Genomic DNA, 18,973 nt, shown 5'->3' with positions numbered 1-18,973 from the left:
AAATGGAGGAATTGCTGTTGAAATCAATCATTAAACCCGCTCTTTGGCTTGTCCTGATCGGAAGCACTCTCACCTTTCTGTTTCACTTCTCTTTCGGGGTCATTCTTATCGGTATGAAAGGATGGGATTCATTCGGGGACTTTCTTCAATTCGTTTTATTCGAACACCACGGGCGTGCCTGGTGGCAGATATCATTCCTTTTATCGATATTGTCGGCTGCCTCTCTAGTGAGAATCCGGAAACAAGAGGAGAAATGAACGTAAAAGGGGACTTATCATGTTATTTTGGATTCTTATAGCACTTTTTATAATCGGACTAACACTGCTATTAATCGGATTCTTAATAGATAGCAATTCGATAAAGATAGCTGCAGTCATTCCACTTATCTTTGCACTAACCCAAACATTTAACCTGTTCATTGCCTGGGTGCAAGGTTAATAGCCAGTTTGATGTCCACAGGTACCGGTTAATTGACTCTCTTTGATAAAAAACCATTGATTTTCTTTCTAAAAACAAGATTCTACCAGCCGGACACACATTGAATGAGCGCTGAGGACCTCATTCAATGCCTCTCCCCTGATAATTGCACCGGTTTTAGATTTATTGCACCGCTTTCTCTAAAATTGTTCCGCATTTAAAATTATTGTTCCACTTTTCCGGTAATTGCACCGGTTTTCAATCAATTGTTCCCCTTGTCGAATTTTCTCCGCCTCACTCGGACCAGGACCCGTGCCCAAAGCCGATAGTCCAGGACCTGAACCCGGCCCCCATCATCAAACCGGTAACCCGTCCCTCTCTCTACTCAAAAACAATCAACAACATTTGATATAATTAAACTACCAAAACCAAACAACAAACGCCGACCCAAACATAGTCCAATAGAAAGGGGCTTAACCCATGATCATCCGCGAAACCAATGACTCCTTCATCATGATCAAACAGCACGACCACGCCTATTTATCCGGCGAAATCAGCAGGCATTTTAACACTGCCATCCTAAAATCGAATCACTATTTCAAAGAGATGACCGACGCAGCCTATCAGCACGACCGCAGCTGGATCGGGCTCGATGACACCCCGATCTGGAATGACGAGGCGGACATCCCCTACACCTTTTCAGATTACCCTCTGCTTCCTAAAATGGCATTCTACAAAATCGGGCTGGATGAAATCGAGCAGGTGAGTCCCTACTCGGCTCTTCTTTGCAGCCTGCATTTCTACTCATTCTTCACCCGTTCGAAAAAGAGAGAATGCATCGCGTTCATGGACGAGGAAGCGAAGCGGCAAGCCAGACTGAAAAAGGCCCTGCCCGACATGGATGAAGAATTGCTGCAGCAGCATTTCCGACTGCTCCAGTTTTCCGATGACCTGTCATTGTATATCTGTTTGAATGAACCCGGGGCCACGAAACAAGAAGAGCATCCGTGGTTCAGGGATGGATTCAAGCATACGGAATTGTTCAATGACCACCGCCAGCGGCTCGACGGAAAATGGCTAAATGAAAAGGAAATCAGGATTGAACGTTTTCCATTCAACCATGATTTCCCCCTGACGTTACACTATAAAAATGTTCCTAAAAGCTCGATCAAGGACTTGGGTATTGCCGCGGCCTATGAAACTACCGAGTTCCAAGATCAGACCGTTTTTGTACGAAAGTAACGGCCGGCTCTGCTTGCATCCGGCTTCTCCCCTTGACCCGCTTCAACGTCGCCACGATTAAAAAGCTTACAATCACAAGCAAGAGCCATGAGCTCACCTTCCCGAGATGAACAAGGCTCCACGCATCGGTCTGGTTCGGATATTCCCAGGCTCCGAAGAACGTAGCGATATTTTCAGCGATCCAGATGAAAAATCCGATGAGCACAAACGAAAGCACGATCGGCATCCGGTACTGGGTTCCGCCGACCTCATAGGTGACCCACGATTTCCAAAAGACGATGATGACAAGCCCTGACAGCCACCAGCGTATGTCGACCCAATAATGATGGGTGAAGAAATTCAAATAAATCGCAGCTGCCAGGGCCACCACGGCCCAAAACGGCGGCCACTGCACCAGTTCGACCTTCAGCCTCCGCCATGCCTGGCATAGATAGCTTGCCACGCTTGCGTACATGAATCCGCTGTACAACGGCACTCCGAATACTTTCGAATACCCTTCCTCCGGATAAGACCACGAGCCCATATGTACTTTGAAAAGCTCAAGCGCGAGGCCGATCAGGTGGAACAGGGTGATGACCTTCAATTCATCCCGTGTTTCAAGCCCTGACCGCAGCATCCCCCACTGCATCAACAGGCAGATGATGAGCAGCCAGTCATACCTCGGCAACAAAGGAAGCGGAATGATCTGTGTCAAAGCCAAAGAGGCAAAAATGACGACAGGAAACAAACATGACAGGGCCTGCTCCCAGCCAAAGCGGACGAGTTGTTTGAATACTCTCATGATTTTTACCTCCATGTTTTTTTTAAAAATAACCCGGCTGACCGAGCCGGCCACCCTCACGAATGTACAGTCTTACCTTGGTTAGTACTCTTTTTTTAAAAAGTTACCTTCTCCCCTCAACAACAAGGAGAACAAACCCCCGAATCATGTACCTTCCTTCTCTCCATCATCCCGATACTCCAAAATATCCCCCGGCTGGCAATCCAGTGCTTTACAAATCGCCTCAAGCGTCGAAAACCTGACCGCTTTTGCCTTTCCGTTTTTCAATATAGAGAGGTTTGCCATCGTGATGCCAACCCTCTCCGAAAGTTCTGTCACACTCATTTTCCTTTTCGCCAGCATCACGTCAATATTGATTATAATCGCCATTTCATTCACCTCAGACCGTTAAATCATTTTCAGATTTTATCTCGATGGCATTCTCCAAAAGCTTCTGCAGGACAGCGGCAAAGACTGCGATTACCATGCATCCGAAGATAATGACCATTCCGATCACGATCAGCCCCGGTGCATCGTCCGCCTCTGCCATAAGATAGATGAGCGGCATAAAGACCACATAGAAGGCGCCGATCGTGATGCCGCAGTTCCTGATATTCTTCAAAGACTTTACCGATAAGTCCGAGAACGCCTGGTTTTTGTCAATGTAGCTTAATAGCTTGAACGTCTGGTACAGAGCAGCGAAAAACACGACGGCCGTTATATACAACCCGATTAAGAATGGATATTGCAGATAATCCAGGGCCGGATTCAATTCGGCAAAAAATTCAGCGACCTCTGGCAGTACGAATATACACAATGCCAAAATCGGAAGCCCCATCAGAAAGACAGCGATTTTCAAAAAGAGTGTTTCCCGTTTCATAAAAAGCACCTCGCTTATTCAATGTCATTTTGAATGTACCACGAAATTTATTGTTTTACAATAAATACTTATTGATTTTAATTATATATTTATTGCTGAATTATTATTCTTTTTATTTTCGGTCCATAACTAATTCAACCAAACCGCCCGATTCCACGTGGAATAAACATGCAGACATAGCGCATACTACCATATTGAAAGTAAGGTTGTTTTCTAATGTCTAAAAAACAGAATGGGCGGGCGCATTTTCAACATTAAAGTGTCACCTGTCAATCGATTGTGCGGGCGAAAACATCAAGTAATGAACAATAAAGCCTAATCCAAAGGGTGAGCATTATGAACATAAATCGAGCTGCTGTCCTTGAGGACAGGGTTTCAGACATTCTTTCCTCATTGGGAGACAGCGCGGATGTGAAATCCCGGAAGCTTCAGCTGGCTGGGGGAGATCGGACCGCCTGTCTGATCTACATAGAGGGTATTGTCGATACGGAGTCCATTCAGGAACAAATCATTGAGCCGCTGCTTCATAAGCCGGTACCTGAGAATGAAGATCTCTTCATCCCTTACCTGATCCATTCTGTGCTTGAGATTGCGGACGTGGTCAAGATAACCCAACTGGAAAAGGTCATCACTAATCTGCTTGATGGCCACACCATCGTCCTGTTTGAAGGGATGAGTGACATCCTTTCAGCCGATACGGCCAAATGGCAGGAGAGGTCCCTGTCGAACCCAAAGGGCCAGCGGTCAGTCGAGGGGCCGGATATCGGTTTTACCGAGAGCAGGATCGGAAATATCGGCTTAATGAGAAAATACATCAAGAATCCCTCCCTGTTCATTGAAACGGAGTCTTATGGAAAAGAGACCAGCACGTCTGTGTCCCTGGTGTACTTAAACAATATGGTCGACAAGGACATACTCGATGAGATCAAACGGAAACTGGAACAGATCTCACTTGATTCAGTCTTGGGATCAAACTATATTGCCGAGTCCTTGACAAAGGAGTCCAAGACGATTTTCCCTTTGGTCCTGAATACGGACCGTCCGGATGTCGCAGCTGCGGAAGTACTTGAAGGACGTGTATGCATCTTGGTTGACGGGTCACCGTATTCCCTTATTGCCCCAGCTGTATTCAATCAATTCTTCCATGCATCTGATGACTATTACATCAAAAGTGAAGGGGGGGCGAAACTGCTGCGGCCGGCGCGCTTCTTCCTTTTTTGGTTGTCCTTGTACATACCTGCCTTGTATGTGGCATTCACGACTTTCCACAAGGGGCTTCTGCCGGTGAACCTATTGGTGGGTTTCTTGGCACAGCGTCAAGCCGTTCCTTTCCCGACTGTCTTCGAAGTGCTTCTTGTACATATTATGACTGAAGCCATTTACGAAGCCTCAAGCCGGCTGCCTCAAGGGGTGGTGATCACCATCTCCCTGTTCGGTGCAATCGTATTCGGCCAGGCTTCCGTTGAGGCGCAGCTAGTCCAGCCAATTACGCTGGTGGTCATCAGTACGGCATTCATTTTATCCAGCATCATCCCGATTGCCTCTATGGGTTATGCCACCAGGATTCTTAAGTTCAGTCTCATTTTGATCGCAGCTCTTCTCGGATTATATGGGATTGCCTTATTCACTTTATTGCTTCTCGTCCATCTTAGTTATTTACGTTCCTTCACGGTCCCTTATCTGGCACCCATCTCTCCATTTACGTGGCGTGATGTAGCCAAGGATGTATTTGTAAGGAACCCCATCCCTGACATTAACAAAAACATCCCATCCTTCCATAAGGAGGAACCGATGGAAGAGTACGAGAAAAAGGAGGAGGACTCTTGAATCTTTCCAGTTTCCGACACATGATTCTCCTCTTTGTTCTGCTGGGAGCGGTCATCGTCGGGTATATTAATTCAAACCGGCTAAATGAAGTGGAACTGGTATCAGGACTGGGGATCGATAAAGTGGATGAAGGGTATTCGATCACTTTGCAAGTCTACAATCCGGCTGCCAATCAAAAAAATGCTGTCGATCCGACAGGGGGCTTCACTTATAACCAAACCGGAAAAACCATTCCTGAAGCCCTCCTTAAAATCAGGAAGGATACCCTGAAGGAAGCCATTTTAGATACCATTCAAGTCGTCATCGTAAGTGAGAGACTCGTAAAGGAAGAAGGGCTGAATGAATCCCTGGACTTCCTTGTGAGGGATCCGAACATACCGGCACATATCAACACCTTGCTCATCAAAGAACAAAGTCCGGAAGTTTTTTTGACATTGTTCACCCCCCAGCAGAAGCTTTCCTCCCTATACACAAAAACGATGCTTGACAATTCGAAAGCTTCCTGGGGATATTTGGTGAACAGCTCTTCCGAAAGAATCAAAAGCCTGCTTGCGGACAAGACGTCAGACCTGGTGATCCCCTATGTCGAGATTCATGGTGATGTGAAGGAAGGGATGCTTAAAGGAAATATCGAAGATTTCTCACCTGCCGCCATTGTCTCCCTGGAGGGCTTCGCGGCCTTTAAAGACGAGAAGTTTCATTCCTATTTAACCTATGAAGAAAGCAATACACTGGCACTGATAAAAGGAATCGACCAAACCGTGTCCATTTCCACCACCTGCCCGGATGGGGAAAACGAGTTCACCTTCGACACGATCCGTACTTCTGCATCGCTTTCTTCAAAGAAGGATCCTGTATCTTACAAACTGAAGGTTTCCATCGACGGGAACCTGGAGGAGAGCACCTGCAGCAGTGACTTGACGAGGGTGTCCGTCAAAAAGGAGTTTGAAAAACAAGTTGAAACCAAAATCAAGTCCGACATCGAGGCTTTGATCAGGAAAGTTCAAGAAGGCGGAACGGATATCATCGGACTTAAGGATACCCTCTTCAGGCAGCATCCGTTCGAGTGGAAAGAAAAACAAAAAGAGGAAGACTTCCTTTCCACTGTTGACGTTAGGACCAGCGTCGATGTCCAATTCATCCGATTCGGCCATACCAAACAATGACTTTTGGAAGGAGGAAGACTGATATGAACAGAGTTTCCATATCCGTTCTCGAACTATGCTCGATGATGCTTCTGTTTTTAACGGGAAGCACCATCGTGGTGGGATTGAATTTCGGTGCCAGGGAAGACAGCGTCCTGGCAGTCGTCATAGAAATCTCATTCGGCATTGTATTGTTCTATTTCTACCTCCTTCTCGTAAAAAGGAGTTCGTGGAAAGAGTTCGTCCCCCTCCTGGAAATGGGATTCGGTTCCCTTCCTGCCAAACTCATCGCGATTGTGTTCAGCTTCTATTTTCTATACATCGCAGCCCGGGTGATGAATGACTTTGCTTTCTTCACCACACAGTTTCTTTATCCAAACGCCCCCAAATGGATTGCCTCCATTTCGTTTTTGATTGTGGTGGGATACTGCATCATGCTCGGTATTGAAGCAGTCGCAAGAAGTGCCTTCATCTTAATGGTTTTTTTATTGATGATCACGGGAGGCTTATGGCTGCTCGGCTTCTTTTCGGAAGAATTCCAGGCTACATACTTGCTCCCGTTGTTCTCTCAAGGCTGGGAGCCGATTAAAAAAATGATCTTCCCGACCGGCTTGACCTTTCCTTACGGGGAACTGGTCGTTTTCCTTGTGCTGCTTCCGTTGTGCAATAATAAAGATAAGCTCCACACATGCGTATGGATCCCGATTGTCACCGCCGGATTGATCATTATGGTCACGATGGAACTCATCATTGGCATCCTGCATGCCCCCTTCGCGAATACATACTACTTCCCTTTTGCAAAAGCAATGGAACTGGTCACGTATTTAGGGATTGTGGAACACTTGGAGATCTTCACCTACCTTCTATTACTGGGAGGCGGATTCATGAAGGTAGCGATTTTCATCTATGCGGCCCAGGCCGTCCTGACCCAGCTGTTCAAATTGAACCAAAAGAGCTGGCATGTCATCGTGTTGATGGCAGCCGTCTACCTGCTCTCCCTCCATCGAAGTGGCGACATCGCCGAGCATTTGCATGTGGGCCTGAAGCTCGTCCCTTACTATCTGCATATCCCGATTCAGTTCGTCCTCCCGCTTCTGTTGGGGATCGTTGTCTTTATTCGGACACGGAAGAACAAAGCCGCCGCTTAACATGAAAAAAACGTGCAGGTTGGCCTGCACGTTTTTGTATCGTCTTCTATTTATAACCCAAATCAGCACGAATATCACGATCCGACATGATCAAAGCATCGTCGAATGTTTTGATCCCCTTTTTAGCCCAATGGTTGTATAACTTTTTCAAATCATTCCTATTATATACCTGATCGGAAAACTCCCGGTAAAATGACACCAACAGAACGTTCACGACTTCCGGGGGAAGCAAATTCAGGCCGTTGATCGATTCAATCGAGATAATCTCCAAGCCGCGTAAGTTTTTCCTTAAAATTGATTTCGTCATATGGAAAGGATCAGCACTATGAATGAAAATCTTTTCTTCTTCACTTAACTGTTTCAAGTTCACTTGAAAACCTCCTTCCCAATGCATATTCCAATTATAATGGTAAAAAGAGGTGCATACAAGCTTAAATGCTCACCTTTACAAAATTGTTAAAAGGCCCGTCCCTCGTTACGGTAAAGTTTCACCGCACCGAGGGACGGGCTTTCAAATGTGACCTCTTCAAGAAAGTCACGCCCTCATTTTTTCCTCTTCAACCAGTATCTCAACGTTGTCTTCCGTCCGTTTCTCCAGCTTATAAACAAGCACGCCGCCAATCAGCAGCGCGATGCCGACGAGCTTCTGCCAGGATAGGGCTTCAGCTTCAAAACCGAACCAGCCTCCTGTATTGATGACGAACGCAATCACGATTTGCGATATAAGCGCAATAGAGATCGCATACGCCGGACCGATCAAGGTGACCCCCCTCATCAGGAAGAACACGATCCCTACGCCAAATACCCCGCTGAATAGAAAGATAGGGTTGATTTGGCCAAACTCAAATAGACTTCGCTGCTCGACCGTATAAAAAACCGGAAGTGAACAAACAAGACCTAGCCCAAGTACGAGGCTTGTCGTCGCCCATGGACCTGTCTTTTCACTTACCCGGGCATTGAATACATTTTGCAGGCTGATCAAGATGCCTGCGATCACCGCTAAAATCACACCAGCCATACGTCCACCTCCTTATTCATAGATGTTCCCTTTCGCAAGGGTGCTGAGTTTTTTCAGATCTTTTATTTTAATCGAACCATTCACCCGTTCGATGATATTTTCTGCTGTCATATTCTTTAAAACCCTGTTCAAGTGACGGTAGCTCGTTCCGATCCATTCTGCCAGCTCCATTAGATTGGTCGTCCGCATCTCCCCATGAAACACGGTCCCTTCACCGACCTCCGAGATCGACAAGAGATAACTCGCCAGCCGAACTTCGACCGGGTAAAGCATATGCATGCTCGTCGCATGCAGCTCTGTGTAAAACTTATGGGCCATCGTATCGAAGAGGAAACGGATAATCGCCGGATGTTCCCCCTCAAGCCTCGCCAAATCGTCAAAAGGCACTGCAAGGAACACCCCGTCCGTGACAGCTTCAACCGAATTGATGACCGCACTTCCCCTCGAATATTCCACATCCCCGATCAAAGCGGGCGGACGCTTGAACCGGTTGATCAACAGCTTCCCTTCAGGGGTATGCGTGAAGATTTTGATTTTCCCTTCCATGAGGAAATAGAGTTCGTCGAGCTGATCACCCGTCGAGAATAAGACATCCCCTTTTTCAAACTGGTAGACTTTGATGTGTTTTCTGAAATGTACCGGAAATAATTCATCCAGTTCGGTTCCTCTTATATACACTTCTGGTTCAGCTTGTCTTTCTTTCACTGTATGGACTCCTTCTTTTACAATTGGAAAAGGACCACTCCGGCAAGCATCATGATCAATCCGACACCCTGCCTAAGCGTAACGGGGATCTTCTTTTCCCCGAACCATCCTTTTGACTCAATCGCAAATGCCGTTCCGATCTGAGCCACGAGCAGGATGGCAATGGCCGAGGCGGGTCCGATCATATGGATCGCTGTCAGCTCTGAAAAAACAACAACGACGCCGAATGAACCACCGATCAAATAAAGGAATGGCACCTGCCTGAAGCTTTTCCCTTTTCCGTCTCTTTCTTTCATATAAATCGCCATCGCGATCGTAAACGCCACGATATGAACAATGGACGTCGTATGCCACCCTCCGATCGCGTCGCTCATCCTTGCATTGAAAATGCCCTGCATGGTGATGCACAGTCCTCCCAGCAGCGCAAATAAAGCACCTTTCATCCTACATCCTCCTATTCTGAAACTTATTAAATAGGAGAATGAGTTTTCGCGAAAGGACATATGTCCTTAGCATACCCAAAACCAGCCAACATTCAAAAGCCCGTCCCTCGGCGCGGTACAGCATTACCGCAGCGAGGGACGGGCCTTCCATTCAGGACCGCCATTTCGCGTCCATCACTTTTTATATTTTCTTGTCGACCTCCGACGTATCCACATTGTCACCAAACCAGTCTCGCAATTTCGCCTTGGCCTTCGCTTTCACATCGTCATCGATGTACATGGCCACCTGTAATAGCGCGACACCCAGTGCACCAAGGTCATCCGTGAATCCGACACCGACTGCAAAATCAGGGATCAAGTCCGTCGGCAGAATGAAATAGCCAAGAGCCCCGATGATCACCATTTTTGCTTTCTTCGGAACATCAGGCTTCTGCAAGACAAAATATAGGAGCAGCGCTGTGTAAACGACAGAATGGCCTGCTTTCACACCAACTCTTTTCAGCTTGTTCCAAAATTTATCGTCCGAAAAATGTTTCTCATGTTTCTCTGTATCATTCATTATTCCTTCCACCTCCACCATGTACATGACATGTTCTGACTAACTGAACTTTTCTTATTGGTTATTATTGTAGAAGCTTTGCCGAAAATAAACAACTATTTCAGAAGCGAACGCCGGTGGCAGTGAGAAAGTCAGGATACATGTATTGTACCTGAATGAAGCGAAAAACTAATGATGGTGATGCGGAGAAGATCCACGATGACCTTCACACATCAACGAATCCTCATGGGGATGTTCACGATTTTCCAGCTGAATCGTCACATGCCCAATTCCTTTATGCTCCAGATCGTGTTCGATCCTCCGCAGCAGTGCCTGACTCTCATGGATCGTCATATCCCCGTTTACGACCGCATGACAAGAAAGGGCATTCTGCCCGCTGGTGATGCTCCACACGTGGAGGTCATGGATGCTTTCGATCCCCTCGACACATTCGATGGCAGCAACCACTTCCTCAAGCTCCACATTCTTAGGCGTCCCTTCCATTAATACGTGGACCGCATCCTTCGTGACCCTCCATCCACTGATTATTACAAGGACTGCTACAATCACACTCGCAACCGGATCGGCCCATCCCCAGTCGAAGAACAGGATCAAGAGCGCTGCCGCAATCGCCCCGACAGAACCAAGCAAATCACCCAGCACATGAAGGAATGCCGCACGCATATTCAGGTTTTCTTCTGTATCACCGCGCATCAGAATCCATGCGACCATGATATTCACTAGCAAACCGATTGACGCGATCACGAGCATACCGGTCGATGCGACTTCCGGCGGCTCCATGAAACGGTGGTAAGCTTCGTAAAAAATATACAGCGAAATGAGTACCAGAGTCACCCCGTTAAAGACAGCAGCCAATATTTCAAATCGTTTATATCCATACGTCTTGCTATAGTCAGCCACTTTTTCACCCAGCGTAAAGGCTAATATTCCAATCCCCAATGACACCGAGTCACTCAGCATATGACCTGCATCAGACAATAAAGCCAGGCTGTTCGTAAGAAATCCCCCGACTGCTTCGACGATCATATACCCCGTAATGATGATGAAGCTGATCCATAATGCCTTTTTATTGGCTCCATGCGTATGGTTATGTCCGTGGTCGTGTCCCATGTTCGTTCCTCCCATTTATTTTTTAATCTTATATACATCATATATGAACATGTAATCATATATTCATATTATAGAAATAGTAAAATAGTGTGTCAACTAGTTACTCTATCTTTCCGTCTTAGATTCAGGGGACTTGTCCCCTTGGCTCATAAATTCCCATATTTCCCGAATGCTAAACAAAGAACCTCAGCTCCCCGCTGAGGTTCTTTCATTGCTGTCATTCTCTTCGTGATAAACGGTCGTCTGATTCCTGCCATTCACCTTTGAATGGTAAAGCGCCGTATCGGCTCTTTCGATGATGGTTTCCGGATGGTTATCTTTCTCTTCCTGAAATTCGGTGACCCCTAATGAAATGGTGATCGGTTTTCCAGTCGGGCTTATAGTACCTGCCAATTCCTTACGGAGCTCATCTGCCACGAGATACGATTGCTTGACCCCGTATCCCTTTAACAAAAGGCCAAACTCTTCTCCACCATAACGGAACCCCAAATGCTCCCCTTCCACGTATCGGGTGATGATGGAAGATAGGAATTTCAGCACTTCATCACCGGTTAAATGTCCGTACGTATCATTCACTTGTTTAAACCGGTCGATGTCCAGCATGATTAACGAAAAGGACTCTTTTCTGCCAATCCAGTCTTTTATGACCGAATCGAATGTTTTCCGGTTTGCGATCCCGGTCAATCCGTCGATTTGAATTTCTTCATTCAACTTATTGAAGTATTTGTTTACCTGATAATAGAGCTGACGCACTTCGTATATATTCGACTTCATTTCCACTTCTTTGAAGCTGACGGATAATTGCTTCGTATTGAAGCCTTCCTCCGAATATTGAGCGAGCACATTCAGCGGCTTGGAAATATTATTTGTCAGGATCCAGGCAATCAGCAAGATGATCAGTAAGATGGGAATGGACTGGATCGCCATCTTACTGAACAATTCTTGTAACGGGGATTGTATGACGGATACCGGTGTCTGACTGACAACTCCCCATCCTGTGCTTTCTATAGACGTGTAGCCTGCATAATACTCATTTCCTTTTGAATTGACTACGATGGATGAACCGCTTTTCCCCTCCATCAGCTGCTGCACCACTTTATTTTCTGAAACCATCTCATTCAGCCGTCCGGTTTCAGGATGGTAAATCAAACGGCCGTCGCGGTCGACCACATATACATACGAACCATCGCCATGGCCGTGGTTGATGAGGATATTCTTAAGCACATTCTCACTTTCGAGATATACTGTGCCGCCGATCAATCCCTTGTAAACCCCTTGATCATTGAAAATAGGGGCCGATACCAGCATGATCAATTGCCCGGATGTCGCACGGTAAGGCTTTGAAATAAACGGCTGTTTGATCGAAAGGGCTTTTTTCACCGTTTCCGATTGTATCTTCGTCCCGATTTTCACCTTTGCGCCATTTTTAAATTGAACGATGGAAGGACTCAATAATTGAATGACCCCATTTTCATCTGTCACAAATGTGGAATTGAAATAATCACCATTGGCATCATGCCATATATCCAGATCCTTCTGATTGAAATGATGGTTATCTACGATTTCTGCCATCGCAATGATATTTTTTTGCATATGACCCAGCAAGTCATTCGTGCTTTGAGCCAGTTTAGTAGAGTAGTTGTAATTGCTGTCTAAATATTTTTCTTCCAATGAACCTTTCAATCCATTCGTCGCCGCATACCAACTGACCAGCGTACTCGTGATGACTGTCATCATGATGAGGAGCCCGATGGCAATCCGCAGTTTAATCCCCCGTTTAAACATGAAGTATACCCCTTATAACGTAATCGATAGTACTATTTTACTATTGTTTATCTTATCAGGAAATTTTTTCTTTTGTAAGTATTGTAATGGTTATTAATAGTGAACGTTTCTTTACAGCATAAATATAAAGGGGAATCCTGTAAAGGACCTGTTATGGAGAGGTTATGTGCCATTGGACCCTGTCGTATCGGGCTGAAATATTGAATGGGAAGAATGTAAAACGGAATATAACAAGCACGAATTCACAAAAAATAGAGGTTGGGCATCAGGTATGCGAGGATTCCAAATCAGAAGGGTGAGCCTCCGTAACCCGTCCTTCGGCTCACCCTCTTCTCCCTAGATCAAATAAAACCCCATCTGCCTCTTCGCCATATATTCCACTTTTCCATCAAGCAGCGCAACCGGCTCCTCCAAATAAATCGGAACCTCCTGCCCCCATTCAGGCACGAACTGCCGGATGTTGAATTCCATCGCATAGCACGTATTCGCCGTCAGCGGCAAGTCACCCTTGACCGGCACATCCCCCTGCTGATCATAGAGGCCGATCAGAGCACCCGCTTCGTGGCAATGATGGCCGACCGGATGACAGTAGATCATGGCATCGATCTGCTCCTTTTCGGCCGAAGCCATCGCCGCGCGGAACACTTCATTTCCCGTCTTTCCTTCTTTCATATGAAAACTCAAAATGTCCTCGAGCCTTAATGCGGTGAAGAACGCGGACTGCAGCCCTTCAGGAGCCTCCGTTTCACCCGGCTTCAGCACGTAGGCGAGCTGCTGCGTATCCGTTGTGAGCCCGAGATACTCTATGCCGAAATCCAGGTGGACGATATCGCCGGGACGGATGATTTCCCCCTCGATCCGGTCCATCTCAGAGCCCTTTCGCTGAAGATCGACCGTTGGGTAAAAGGAGGTCTTCAGTCCAAGATCCAGCACCCTCTGCCGGATCCAGTCCACCACATCCTCCGTCGTCGTGATCCCCGGATGGATGACCTGTGACGATAGCGCCTCCTCTGCAATCTTCCTCGCCAGCTCAGCAATGGCAGGATAGGCCTTCATTTCCTTTCCGCTCCTGTTCGAAAGCCAGTCGACAATCAGATGCTGCGAACTCACAAACCGTTCACTGTAATGACTCAACACCATTTGTATATGTTCGAAATAAGAATGGCTCAATCCATCACTCACAGCGAACGAATGGGAATAATTCAGCCCGATCCTGTCCGGGTCACATGTTTCCACCGTCTTCTTCAGACAGTCCCACTGATCCCCTGCTGCCCGGTTCCAGATCCTTTCGTAAAAAGGCTCGAAGCCTGGGTTCGGATGGATGACCCAGCGCTTCAATTGCTCACCCTCATCCAGCCAAAAGACGAGGATGGTCAACCTCCTCGAACTGTCGATCGCAGACGGGTAAAGCGTTTTTAACACAGGATCTTCATGATATTCCCGGCCGATCACGATCCACATATCCAGTTCATGCTTCTTCATCAATTGGGGCAAGAGCGTATTCAGGCGGTGAAACAGCCAGCGGTTCTGGATTTCTTCTCTCTTCTTCAACGGCAGAATCAAGGAAAGTGAATCATTCTTTACGGTCATCAAAATCTCCTCCACGAATCTATTTCTATAATCCTTCGACAAAGTTCGGTGATATCCTCTTACCTGCCTAAAAAGGGATAACTTCTTTTTCAGCGGAGCGTCTAACTGTGTGAAGGAGTTTACGATTTTCCATCGAAACAAAGATACATAGGGGAATATCTTCCTGACTGGAGGGTTTATATGGACATAATCATTGATATGCTCGTTGGAGTGGGGGTTGTCTTTTTACTATTGTTATCGTTCTTGATTTTCACCATTTATAATAAAAAATAATACTGCTACGGGTCATGTAAAAGCCTGCTGGCTCAGACCTTGATTTAACAAAAAAAGAACATCGGTCCCTGCCCCGATGTTCTTCACGATGATTATTTCTTCTCAAAAGCCAGCTTCAACCCAAAGCCGATCAACACAACACCTGTTGCTTTCTCCATCCACCCTTGCACATTCGGCGTCATGAGCCAGTTGCGTAAATAGTTGATGAAGAAGACGTAAACAAAAAACCAGCCGATGGAAAGCAGACTATACACCACCCCCATCAGGACAAGCTGACCGACTGCCTGGCTTTCCGCCGTGACAAACTGCGGCAGGAACGTCAGGAAGAAGATGGCCACTTTCGGATTGAACACATTGGTAAACAGGCCCTGCTTGAACGCCGACCTTTTCAGCGCCGTCCCATCCTGCATTTCCGCATCTGCCTCTTTCTTCTTTTTAACAAAAGACGTCACACCAAGATAGATTAGATAAATGGCCCCGACATACTTAACGATTTCAAACGCCGCAGCCGACTTCATCAGGATGGCGGATAATCCGAACGCAGCCGCAACCGTATGAACCAGACACCCCGACGCGATTCCAAGGGCCATTTTAAACCCGTCGCCCTTCCCGTCCGAAATCGTCCTCTTCGTAAGCAGCGCCGTGTCAATCCCGGGACTCATGACAACAAATAAAGAAAGCAAAAAAAACGTAAGGAAATCATTCATTCCATCCAATCCCCCCGACAAGTTATGAAAAAAAGTTAATTCATTTTAACACAGTCTTCATACCTGCAAGCAATAAAATTCCAAACATTCAATAAATAAAAAAACACCTTCCTTCGTACGAGACCGTACAGAAGGAAGGCAGCTTTTTAATCAATCAATTATTTCGCATTCTCATCCGGCTGATGGACCCCGAAAATATTCCCCTCAGGATCAGTGTAGTACCCCTGCCAAGCCATTCCAGGCAGGGCATACTTAGGGAGGGCAACTTTGCCTCCAAGTTCAAGGATTTTCTTCTCCGTTGCATCATAATCCTCAACACCCATCGTACACGCATACCCATTCAACGGCTGTTTTGCTTCAGGAGGAGGACCCTGGCGCTTCATCAGCGCACCATTGATCCCGAGCACACTCTCATCACCCGTCACTGCCCCGAAATAAGGCATCCCCGCGTATTCACTCCAATCTTCAAACGTCCAGCCAAAGACCTCACCATAGAACGCCTTTCCACGTTCCATGTCATCCACATGAATTTCGAAATGCACTAATCGTCCCATCGTTTCCCTCCGCTTATTAAGTCGTTTCAACATTCTGATAAATTCTCGTTTGCCTCTTTATAGTAAACGATTTTGGCCAAAACACACAATGGTAGATTGGCAGCTTTTTCTTTTTTTATAGTAAACCGCCCCCACTTTTAGTAGAAATACCCTCCATAGAGGCCATGACTTTTGCTATACTCTAGATATCAAGCACGAGCAGGTGATTCAATGATAAAAAGAAAAGCAGCCAGTATTCTCATCTCGATTCCTACGGTCATTCTAGTAACCTCGTTATTATTTCCAATGGAATCCCCCCTGACAACCTTATCGTTGTATACCTTTTACGGAGGATTTTTAATGATCACCGCCGGAGCACCGGTATCCATCCTAGCCGGCATGATCACAACCAAGATCAAATGGCAGCCCCATCTGGTCAACTTCCTTATCCATATGGGACCTTCCATCGTCATCAGCTTTTTCATGTTCGGCGACATGGGATTCAGTCCATTCTTCGGGATTCCGCTGGTGGCAGCCTCCATCTTCTTTATCGTCGATGAGATCGTCTTTCACAAAGTCAGCCTCAAACGAAAAAAGGCAAAATGGATGTTCGCCATCCCGTTGGTCCTTTTTTCCGTATTTGGTGCTCCTTATTACTTTATTGGGTTAAAAGGGCAGTATACTTCTTCCCAAATTAATCAAAAAGGTCCGCCATCCGTTACCCTTCTGACCGGAGAGGAACCTGAATCCATCAGAAGTTCTTATTGCTGGACATCGGACGGCACCGGCTGTTCATACGACACGAACCCCTTCCCTCTCCCGCCGGAAGAAGGTGTCGACTTTGTCGATGAAATCGAGCTGAAAGAACCGACTGCCTTGAAGTTCCAATTCGATAACAGCAAAGGCGAACCGACCCTTCATGCCTACTACAACGACGGCAGCGGAAAGAAAATGATCAAAACAGAAGGATCGGAAATCACCATTCCATCCGATATCCCTGAGCAAGGAGTAAAAATCGTAGCTAAATGGGACAATCACGAAATTGTCTGGTTCTTCGTAGGAGTGAGGACGGGAATCCCGACGAATGGGCGGACTTTTTAACATACTTTTTTAGATGGTGACCGAATTGCAAAAAACACTGTGAATCAGAAACGACGGGGCTTCCCCGCCCCGTCGTTCAATTTAATCCTCAACTCCTTTCCACACGCTAAACTGTACTCCTGAGCCGATGCACTAGAAAAAACCAATTTTCATTACGAACTCATATGCATGAAACTTTCTCACAGCATCAAACGTATCTATAGTAGCTGCACAATACACAGTGTGAGGTGTTGACCATGTTCTTCAAGCTCTTTCACAAATCAAACCGCTTCACGAAATTCACATTATTGACTGTAACTGTCCTGCTGCTCCTCGGCGGGTTAACTTTGCTGCTCCGATAAACATTTTAGGAAAAATCACAAGTATGTCCAAGGAGGAAACGAAATATGGTGACATTAAGAAAAATGACCCCGGAGGAATACGAGCAATATCTTGGTACATCTGTTGAAGATTATGCAAAGGAAAAAGTATCAGCGGGGAACTGGGAAGAAAAAGACTCGCTGCAAAAAGCGAAAGAAGAATTCAGCACCCTCCTCCCGGATGGCGAGAATACCGAGAATAACTACTTATACACAATTTTGAACGAAAAAAATGAACATGCAGGGATCATATGGCTAGCGAAGAAATCTCCGGAAAAAGCATTCATCTATGACATCCGGATCCTGGAAGAGCACCAGGGAAAAGGGTACGGAAAAGACACAATGAATGAAATAGAAAAAGAAGCAAAACAAATGGATATAAACAAAATCGGACTCCACGTCTTCGGCCATAACAAGGTTGCCAGGGGCTTGTATGAAAAAATCGGATACACAACCACCAATATAGTGATGGAGAAGGAAATAAACTAAAGGGCTATTACTGCTGGTTGACCCCCAGTGAAATAACCCATTCATTGTTCGGAGGGAGAAACTTGGAATCATTACAAGAACAATATAAAGATTCATCCAACTTAAATACCCGGATCAACATCCACGAGAAATATAGTGAAAATAAAGAGGATTGGCATCTTTGGCTCTTTGATCAGTTAACCATCCCTCCTACTAGTAGAATCCTCGAAATCGGATGTGGCGACGGTACGTTTTGGCTGAAAAACAGCGAACGGATCGATGGCAGTTGGAACATCACCCTCGCTGATCAATCTGCAGGGATGGTCGAGGCCGCGAAAAAGAACCTGGCAGCGCTGCCTGACATTAAGTACTGCCAACTCGATATTGAGGAGATTCCTTTTGAAAAACACCGCTTTGATATCATCATCGCCAACCATATGCTGTATCACGTTCCCGATAGGCGAAAGGCATTGAAAGAGGTCCGGAGGGTGCTGCACCCTGAAGGAACTTTCTATTGTTCCACAATTGGGCTTGACCATATGAAAGAATTCGGCGAGCTGCTGAAACGGTTTGATCCGGATTTAGACTATCCTTCCGCCAGGAAGCACGCCTTGAATTTCGGAATAGAAAATGGACGCAATCAGCTCCAGGCCCAGTTCAATGAGATTACCTATAATGGGTTTCCGGGCGGATTGAACATCACGGACGAAAACGCAATCGCAGAATATCTGCTTTCCTCAGCATCAGAGTTAAATAAAATCCTGGTCAATGACACATTATCCTCTTTCATTGAATTTCTGGCATCAGAAAAAGAATCCAATGGAGGGGCGATCAAGATCACAAAGTCAACAGGGTTGTTTGCATCAAGGAACTAAACTGCAGAAAAAAAACGATCAGTAGATA

The 18,973-nt window shown here is 46.2% G+C and carries 21 protein-coding genes; 8 read left to right on the top strand and 13 right to left on the bottom strand.

Annotated features, from left to right (window positions below; translation table 11 throughout):
- Window positions 1-17 precede the first annotated feature (17 nt).
- Together ACUXV2_RS02185 and ACUXV2_RS02180 are read left to right on the top strand one after the other, a co-directional pair.
- Window positions 18-257, top strand: a complete 240-nt coding sequence (locus ACUXV2_RS02185) for a hypothetical protein (protein WP_446245433.1) — start codon at window positions 18-20, stop codon at window positions 255-257.
- A gap of 640 nt (window positions 258-897) precedes the next feature.
- Entirely contained in the window at window positions 898-1,659 is a 762-nt protein-coding gene (locus tag ACUXV2_RS02180; RefSeq protein ID WP_446245432.1) for a DUF3891 family protein, read from the top strand.
- On the opposite strand, the gene ACUXV2_RS02175 is transcribed toward ACUXV2_RS02180, so the two are convergent.
- From ACUXV2_RS02175 to ACUXV2_RS02165, 3 genes are all read right to left on the bottom strand, one after another.
- Complete coding sequence (locus ACUXV2_RS02175) at window positions 1,619-2,440, bottom strand: DUF817 domain-containing protein (protein ID WP_446245431.1); 822 nt, start codon at window positions 2,438-2,440, stop codon at window positions 1,619-1,621. The genes ACUXV2_RS02180 and ACUXV2_RS02175 overlap by 41 nt on opposite strands.
- Before the next feature lie 144 nt (window positions 2,441-2,584).
- Window positions 2,585-2,809 carry a helix-turn-helix domain-containing protein gene (locus ACUXV2_RS02170; protein ID WP_446245430.1) on the bottom strand — a complete coding sequence of 75 codons (225 nt, stop codon included), beginning with the start codon at window positions 2,807-2,809 and terminating at the stop codon, window positions 2,585-2,587.
- Window positions 2,810-2,819: 10 nt separating this feature from the next.
- Complete coding sequence (locus ACUXV2_RS02165; protein ID WP_446245429.1) at window positions 2,820-3,299, bottom strand: DUF2975 domain-containing protein; 480 nt, start codon at window positions 3,297-3,299, stop codon at window positions 2,820-2,822.
- 336 nt (window positions 3,300-3,635) lie between these two features.
- On the opposite strand from ACUXV2_RS02165, the gene ACUXV2_RS02160 reads away from it, so the two are divergent.
- Genes ACUXV2_RS02160 through ACUXV2_RS02150 form a run of 3 tightly spaced genes read left to right on the top strand, consistent with a single transcriptional unit; the run spans window position 3,636 to window position 7,419 of the window.
- Window positions 3,636-5,126, top strand: coding sequence for a spore germination protein (locus ACUXV2_RS02160; protein ID WP_446245428.1), 1,491 nt, complete (start codon window positions 3,636-3,638; stop codon window positions 5,124-5,126).
- Window positions 5,123-6,292, top strand: a complete 1,170-nt coding sequence (locus tag ACUXV2_RS02155) for a Ger(x)C family spore germination protein (RefSeq protein WP_446245427.1) — start codon at window positions 5,123-5,125, stop codon at window positions 6,290-6,292. Before ACUXV2_RS02160 ends, ACUXV2_RS02155 begins: the two co-directional genes overlap by 4 nt.
- A 23-nt stretch (window positions 6,293-6,315) precedes the next feature.
- Window positions 6,316-7,419, top strand: a complete 1,104-nt coding sequence (locus ACUXV2_RS02150) for a GerAB/ArcD/ProY family transporter (protein ID WP_446245426.1) — start codon at window positions 6,316-6,318, stop codon at window positions 7,417-7,419.
- A gap of 46 nt (window positions 7,420-7,465) precedes the next feature.
- Here the strand turns inward: ACUXV2_RS02150 and ACUXV2_RS02145 are convergent, their stop codons facing one another.
- The 10 genes from ACUXV2_RS02145 to ACUXV2_RS02100 all read right to left on the bottom strand — a co-directional run bounded on the left by ACUXV2_RS02145 (window position 7,466) and on the right by ACUXV2_RS02100 (window position 16,163).
- Window positions 7,466-7,789, bottom strand: a complete 324-nt coding sequence (locus tag ACUXV2_RS02145) for a DnaD domain protein (RefSeq protein ID WP_446245425.1) — start codon at window positions 7,787-7,789, stop codon at window positions 7,466-7,468.
- 165 nt (window positions 7,790-7,954) lie between these two features.
- Window positions 7,955-8,437: a DMT family transporter gene (locus tag ACUXV2_RS02140; RefSeq protein ID WP_446245424.1), complete on the bottom strand. Its 483-nt coding sequence runs from the start codon at window positions 8,435-8,437 to the stop codon at window positions 7,955-7,957.
- Between the two features lie 12 nt (window positions 8,438-8,449).
- Window positions 8,450-9,142 carry a Crp/Fnr family transcriptional regulator gene (locus tag ACUXV2_RS02135; RefSeq protein WP_446245423.1) on the bottom strand — a complete coding sequence of 231 codons (693 nt, stop codon included), beginning with the start codon at window positions 9,140-9,142 and terminating at the stop codon, window positions 8,450-8,452.
- Between the two features lie 17 nt (window positions 9,143-9,159).
- Window positions 9,160-9,585: a DMT family transporter gene (locus ACUXV2_RS02130; RefSeq protein WP_446245422.1), complete on the bottom strand. Its 426-nt coding sequence runs from the start codon at window positions 9,583-9,585 to the stop codon at window positions 9,160-9,162.
- 181 nt (window positions 9,586-9,766) lie between these two features.
- Window positions 9,767-10,144, bottom strand: coding sequence for a YkvA family protein (locus ACUXV2_RS02125; RefSeq protein WP_446245421.1), 378 nt, complete (start codon window positions 10,142-10,144; stop codon window positions 9,767-9,769).
- A gap of 168 nt (window positions 10,145-10,312) precedes the next feature.
- A complete protein-coding gene (locus ACUXV2_RS02120) occupies window positions 10,313-11,254 on the bottom strand; it encodes a cation diffusion facilitator family transporter (RefSeq protein WP_446245420.1) in 942 nt (313 codons plus the stop codon).
- Between the two features lie 186 nt (window positions 11,255-11,440).
- Window positions 11,441-13,039 carry a sensor domain-containing diguanylate cyclase gene (locus tag ACUXV2_RS02115; protein ID WP_446245419.1) on the bottom strand — a complete coding sequence of 533 codons (1,599 nt, stop codon included), beginning with the start codon at window positions 13,037-13,039 and terminating at the stop codon, window positions 11,441-11,443.
- Between the two features lie 336 nt (window positions 13,040-13,375).
- Complete coding sequence (locus tag ACUXV2_RS02110; protein WP_446245418.1) at window positions 13,376-14,629, bottom strand: M24 family metallopeptidase; 1,254 nt, start codon at window positions 14,627-14,629, stop codon at window positions 13,376-13,378.
- Window positions 14,630-14,994: 365 nt separating this feature from the next.
- Entirely contained in the window at window positions 14,995-15,609 is a 615-nt protein-coding gene (locus ACUXV2_RS02105) for a LysE family translocator (protein WP_446245417.1), read from the bottom strand.
- Window positions 15,610-15,767: 158 nt separating this feature from the next.
- On the bottom strand, window positions 15,768-16,163 hold the full coding sequence (locus tag ACUXV2_RS02100) for a VOC family protein (RefSeq protein ID WP_446245416.1): 396 nt from the start codon (window positions 16,161-16,163) through the stop codon (window positions 15,768-15,770).
- Window positions 16,164-16,373: 210 nt separating this feature from the next.
- On the opposite strand from ACUXV2_RS02100, the gene ACUXV2_RS02095 reads away from it, so the two are divergent.
- From ACUXV2_RS02095 to ACUXV2_RS02085, 3 genes are all read left to right on the top strand, one after another.
- The gene (locus tag ACUXV2_RS02095) at window positions 16,374-17,243 is read left to right on the top strand and encodes a hypothetical protein (RefSeq protein ID WP_446245415.1); all 870 of its coding nucleotides are present in this window, start codon (window positions 16,374-16,376) and stop codon (window positions 17,241-17,243) included.
- A gap of 386 nt (window positions 17,244-17,629) precedes the next feature.
- Complete coding sequence (locus tag ACUXV2_RS02090; protein ID WP_446245414.1) at window positions 17,630-18,091, top strand: GNAT family N-acetyltransferase; 462 nt, start codon at window positions 17,630-17,632, stop codon at window positions 18,089-18,091.
- A gap of 62 nt (window positions 18,092-18,153) precedes the next feature.
- Entirely contained in the window at window positions 18,154-18,945 is a 792-nt protein-coding gene (locus tag ACUXV2_RS02085) for a class I SAM-dependent methyltransferase (RefSeq protein ID WP_446245413.1), read from the top strand.
- The last annotated feature ends 28 nt before the right edge of the window (window positions 18,946-18,973 follow it).

This window comes from Rossellomorea sp. NS-SX7, from assembly GCF_052828565.1.
Note: the sequence above shows the minus strand (reverse complement) of the source record. Positions and strands in the feature narration are given on the sequence as shown.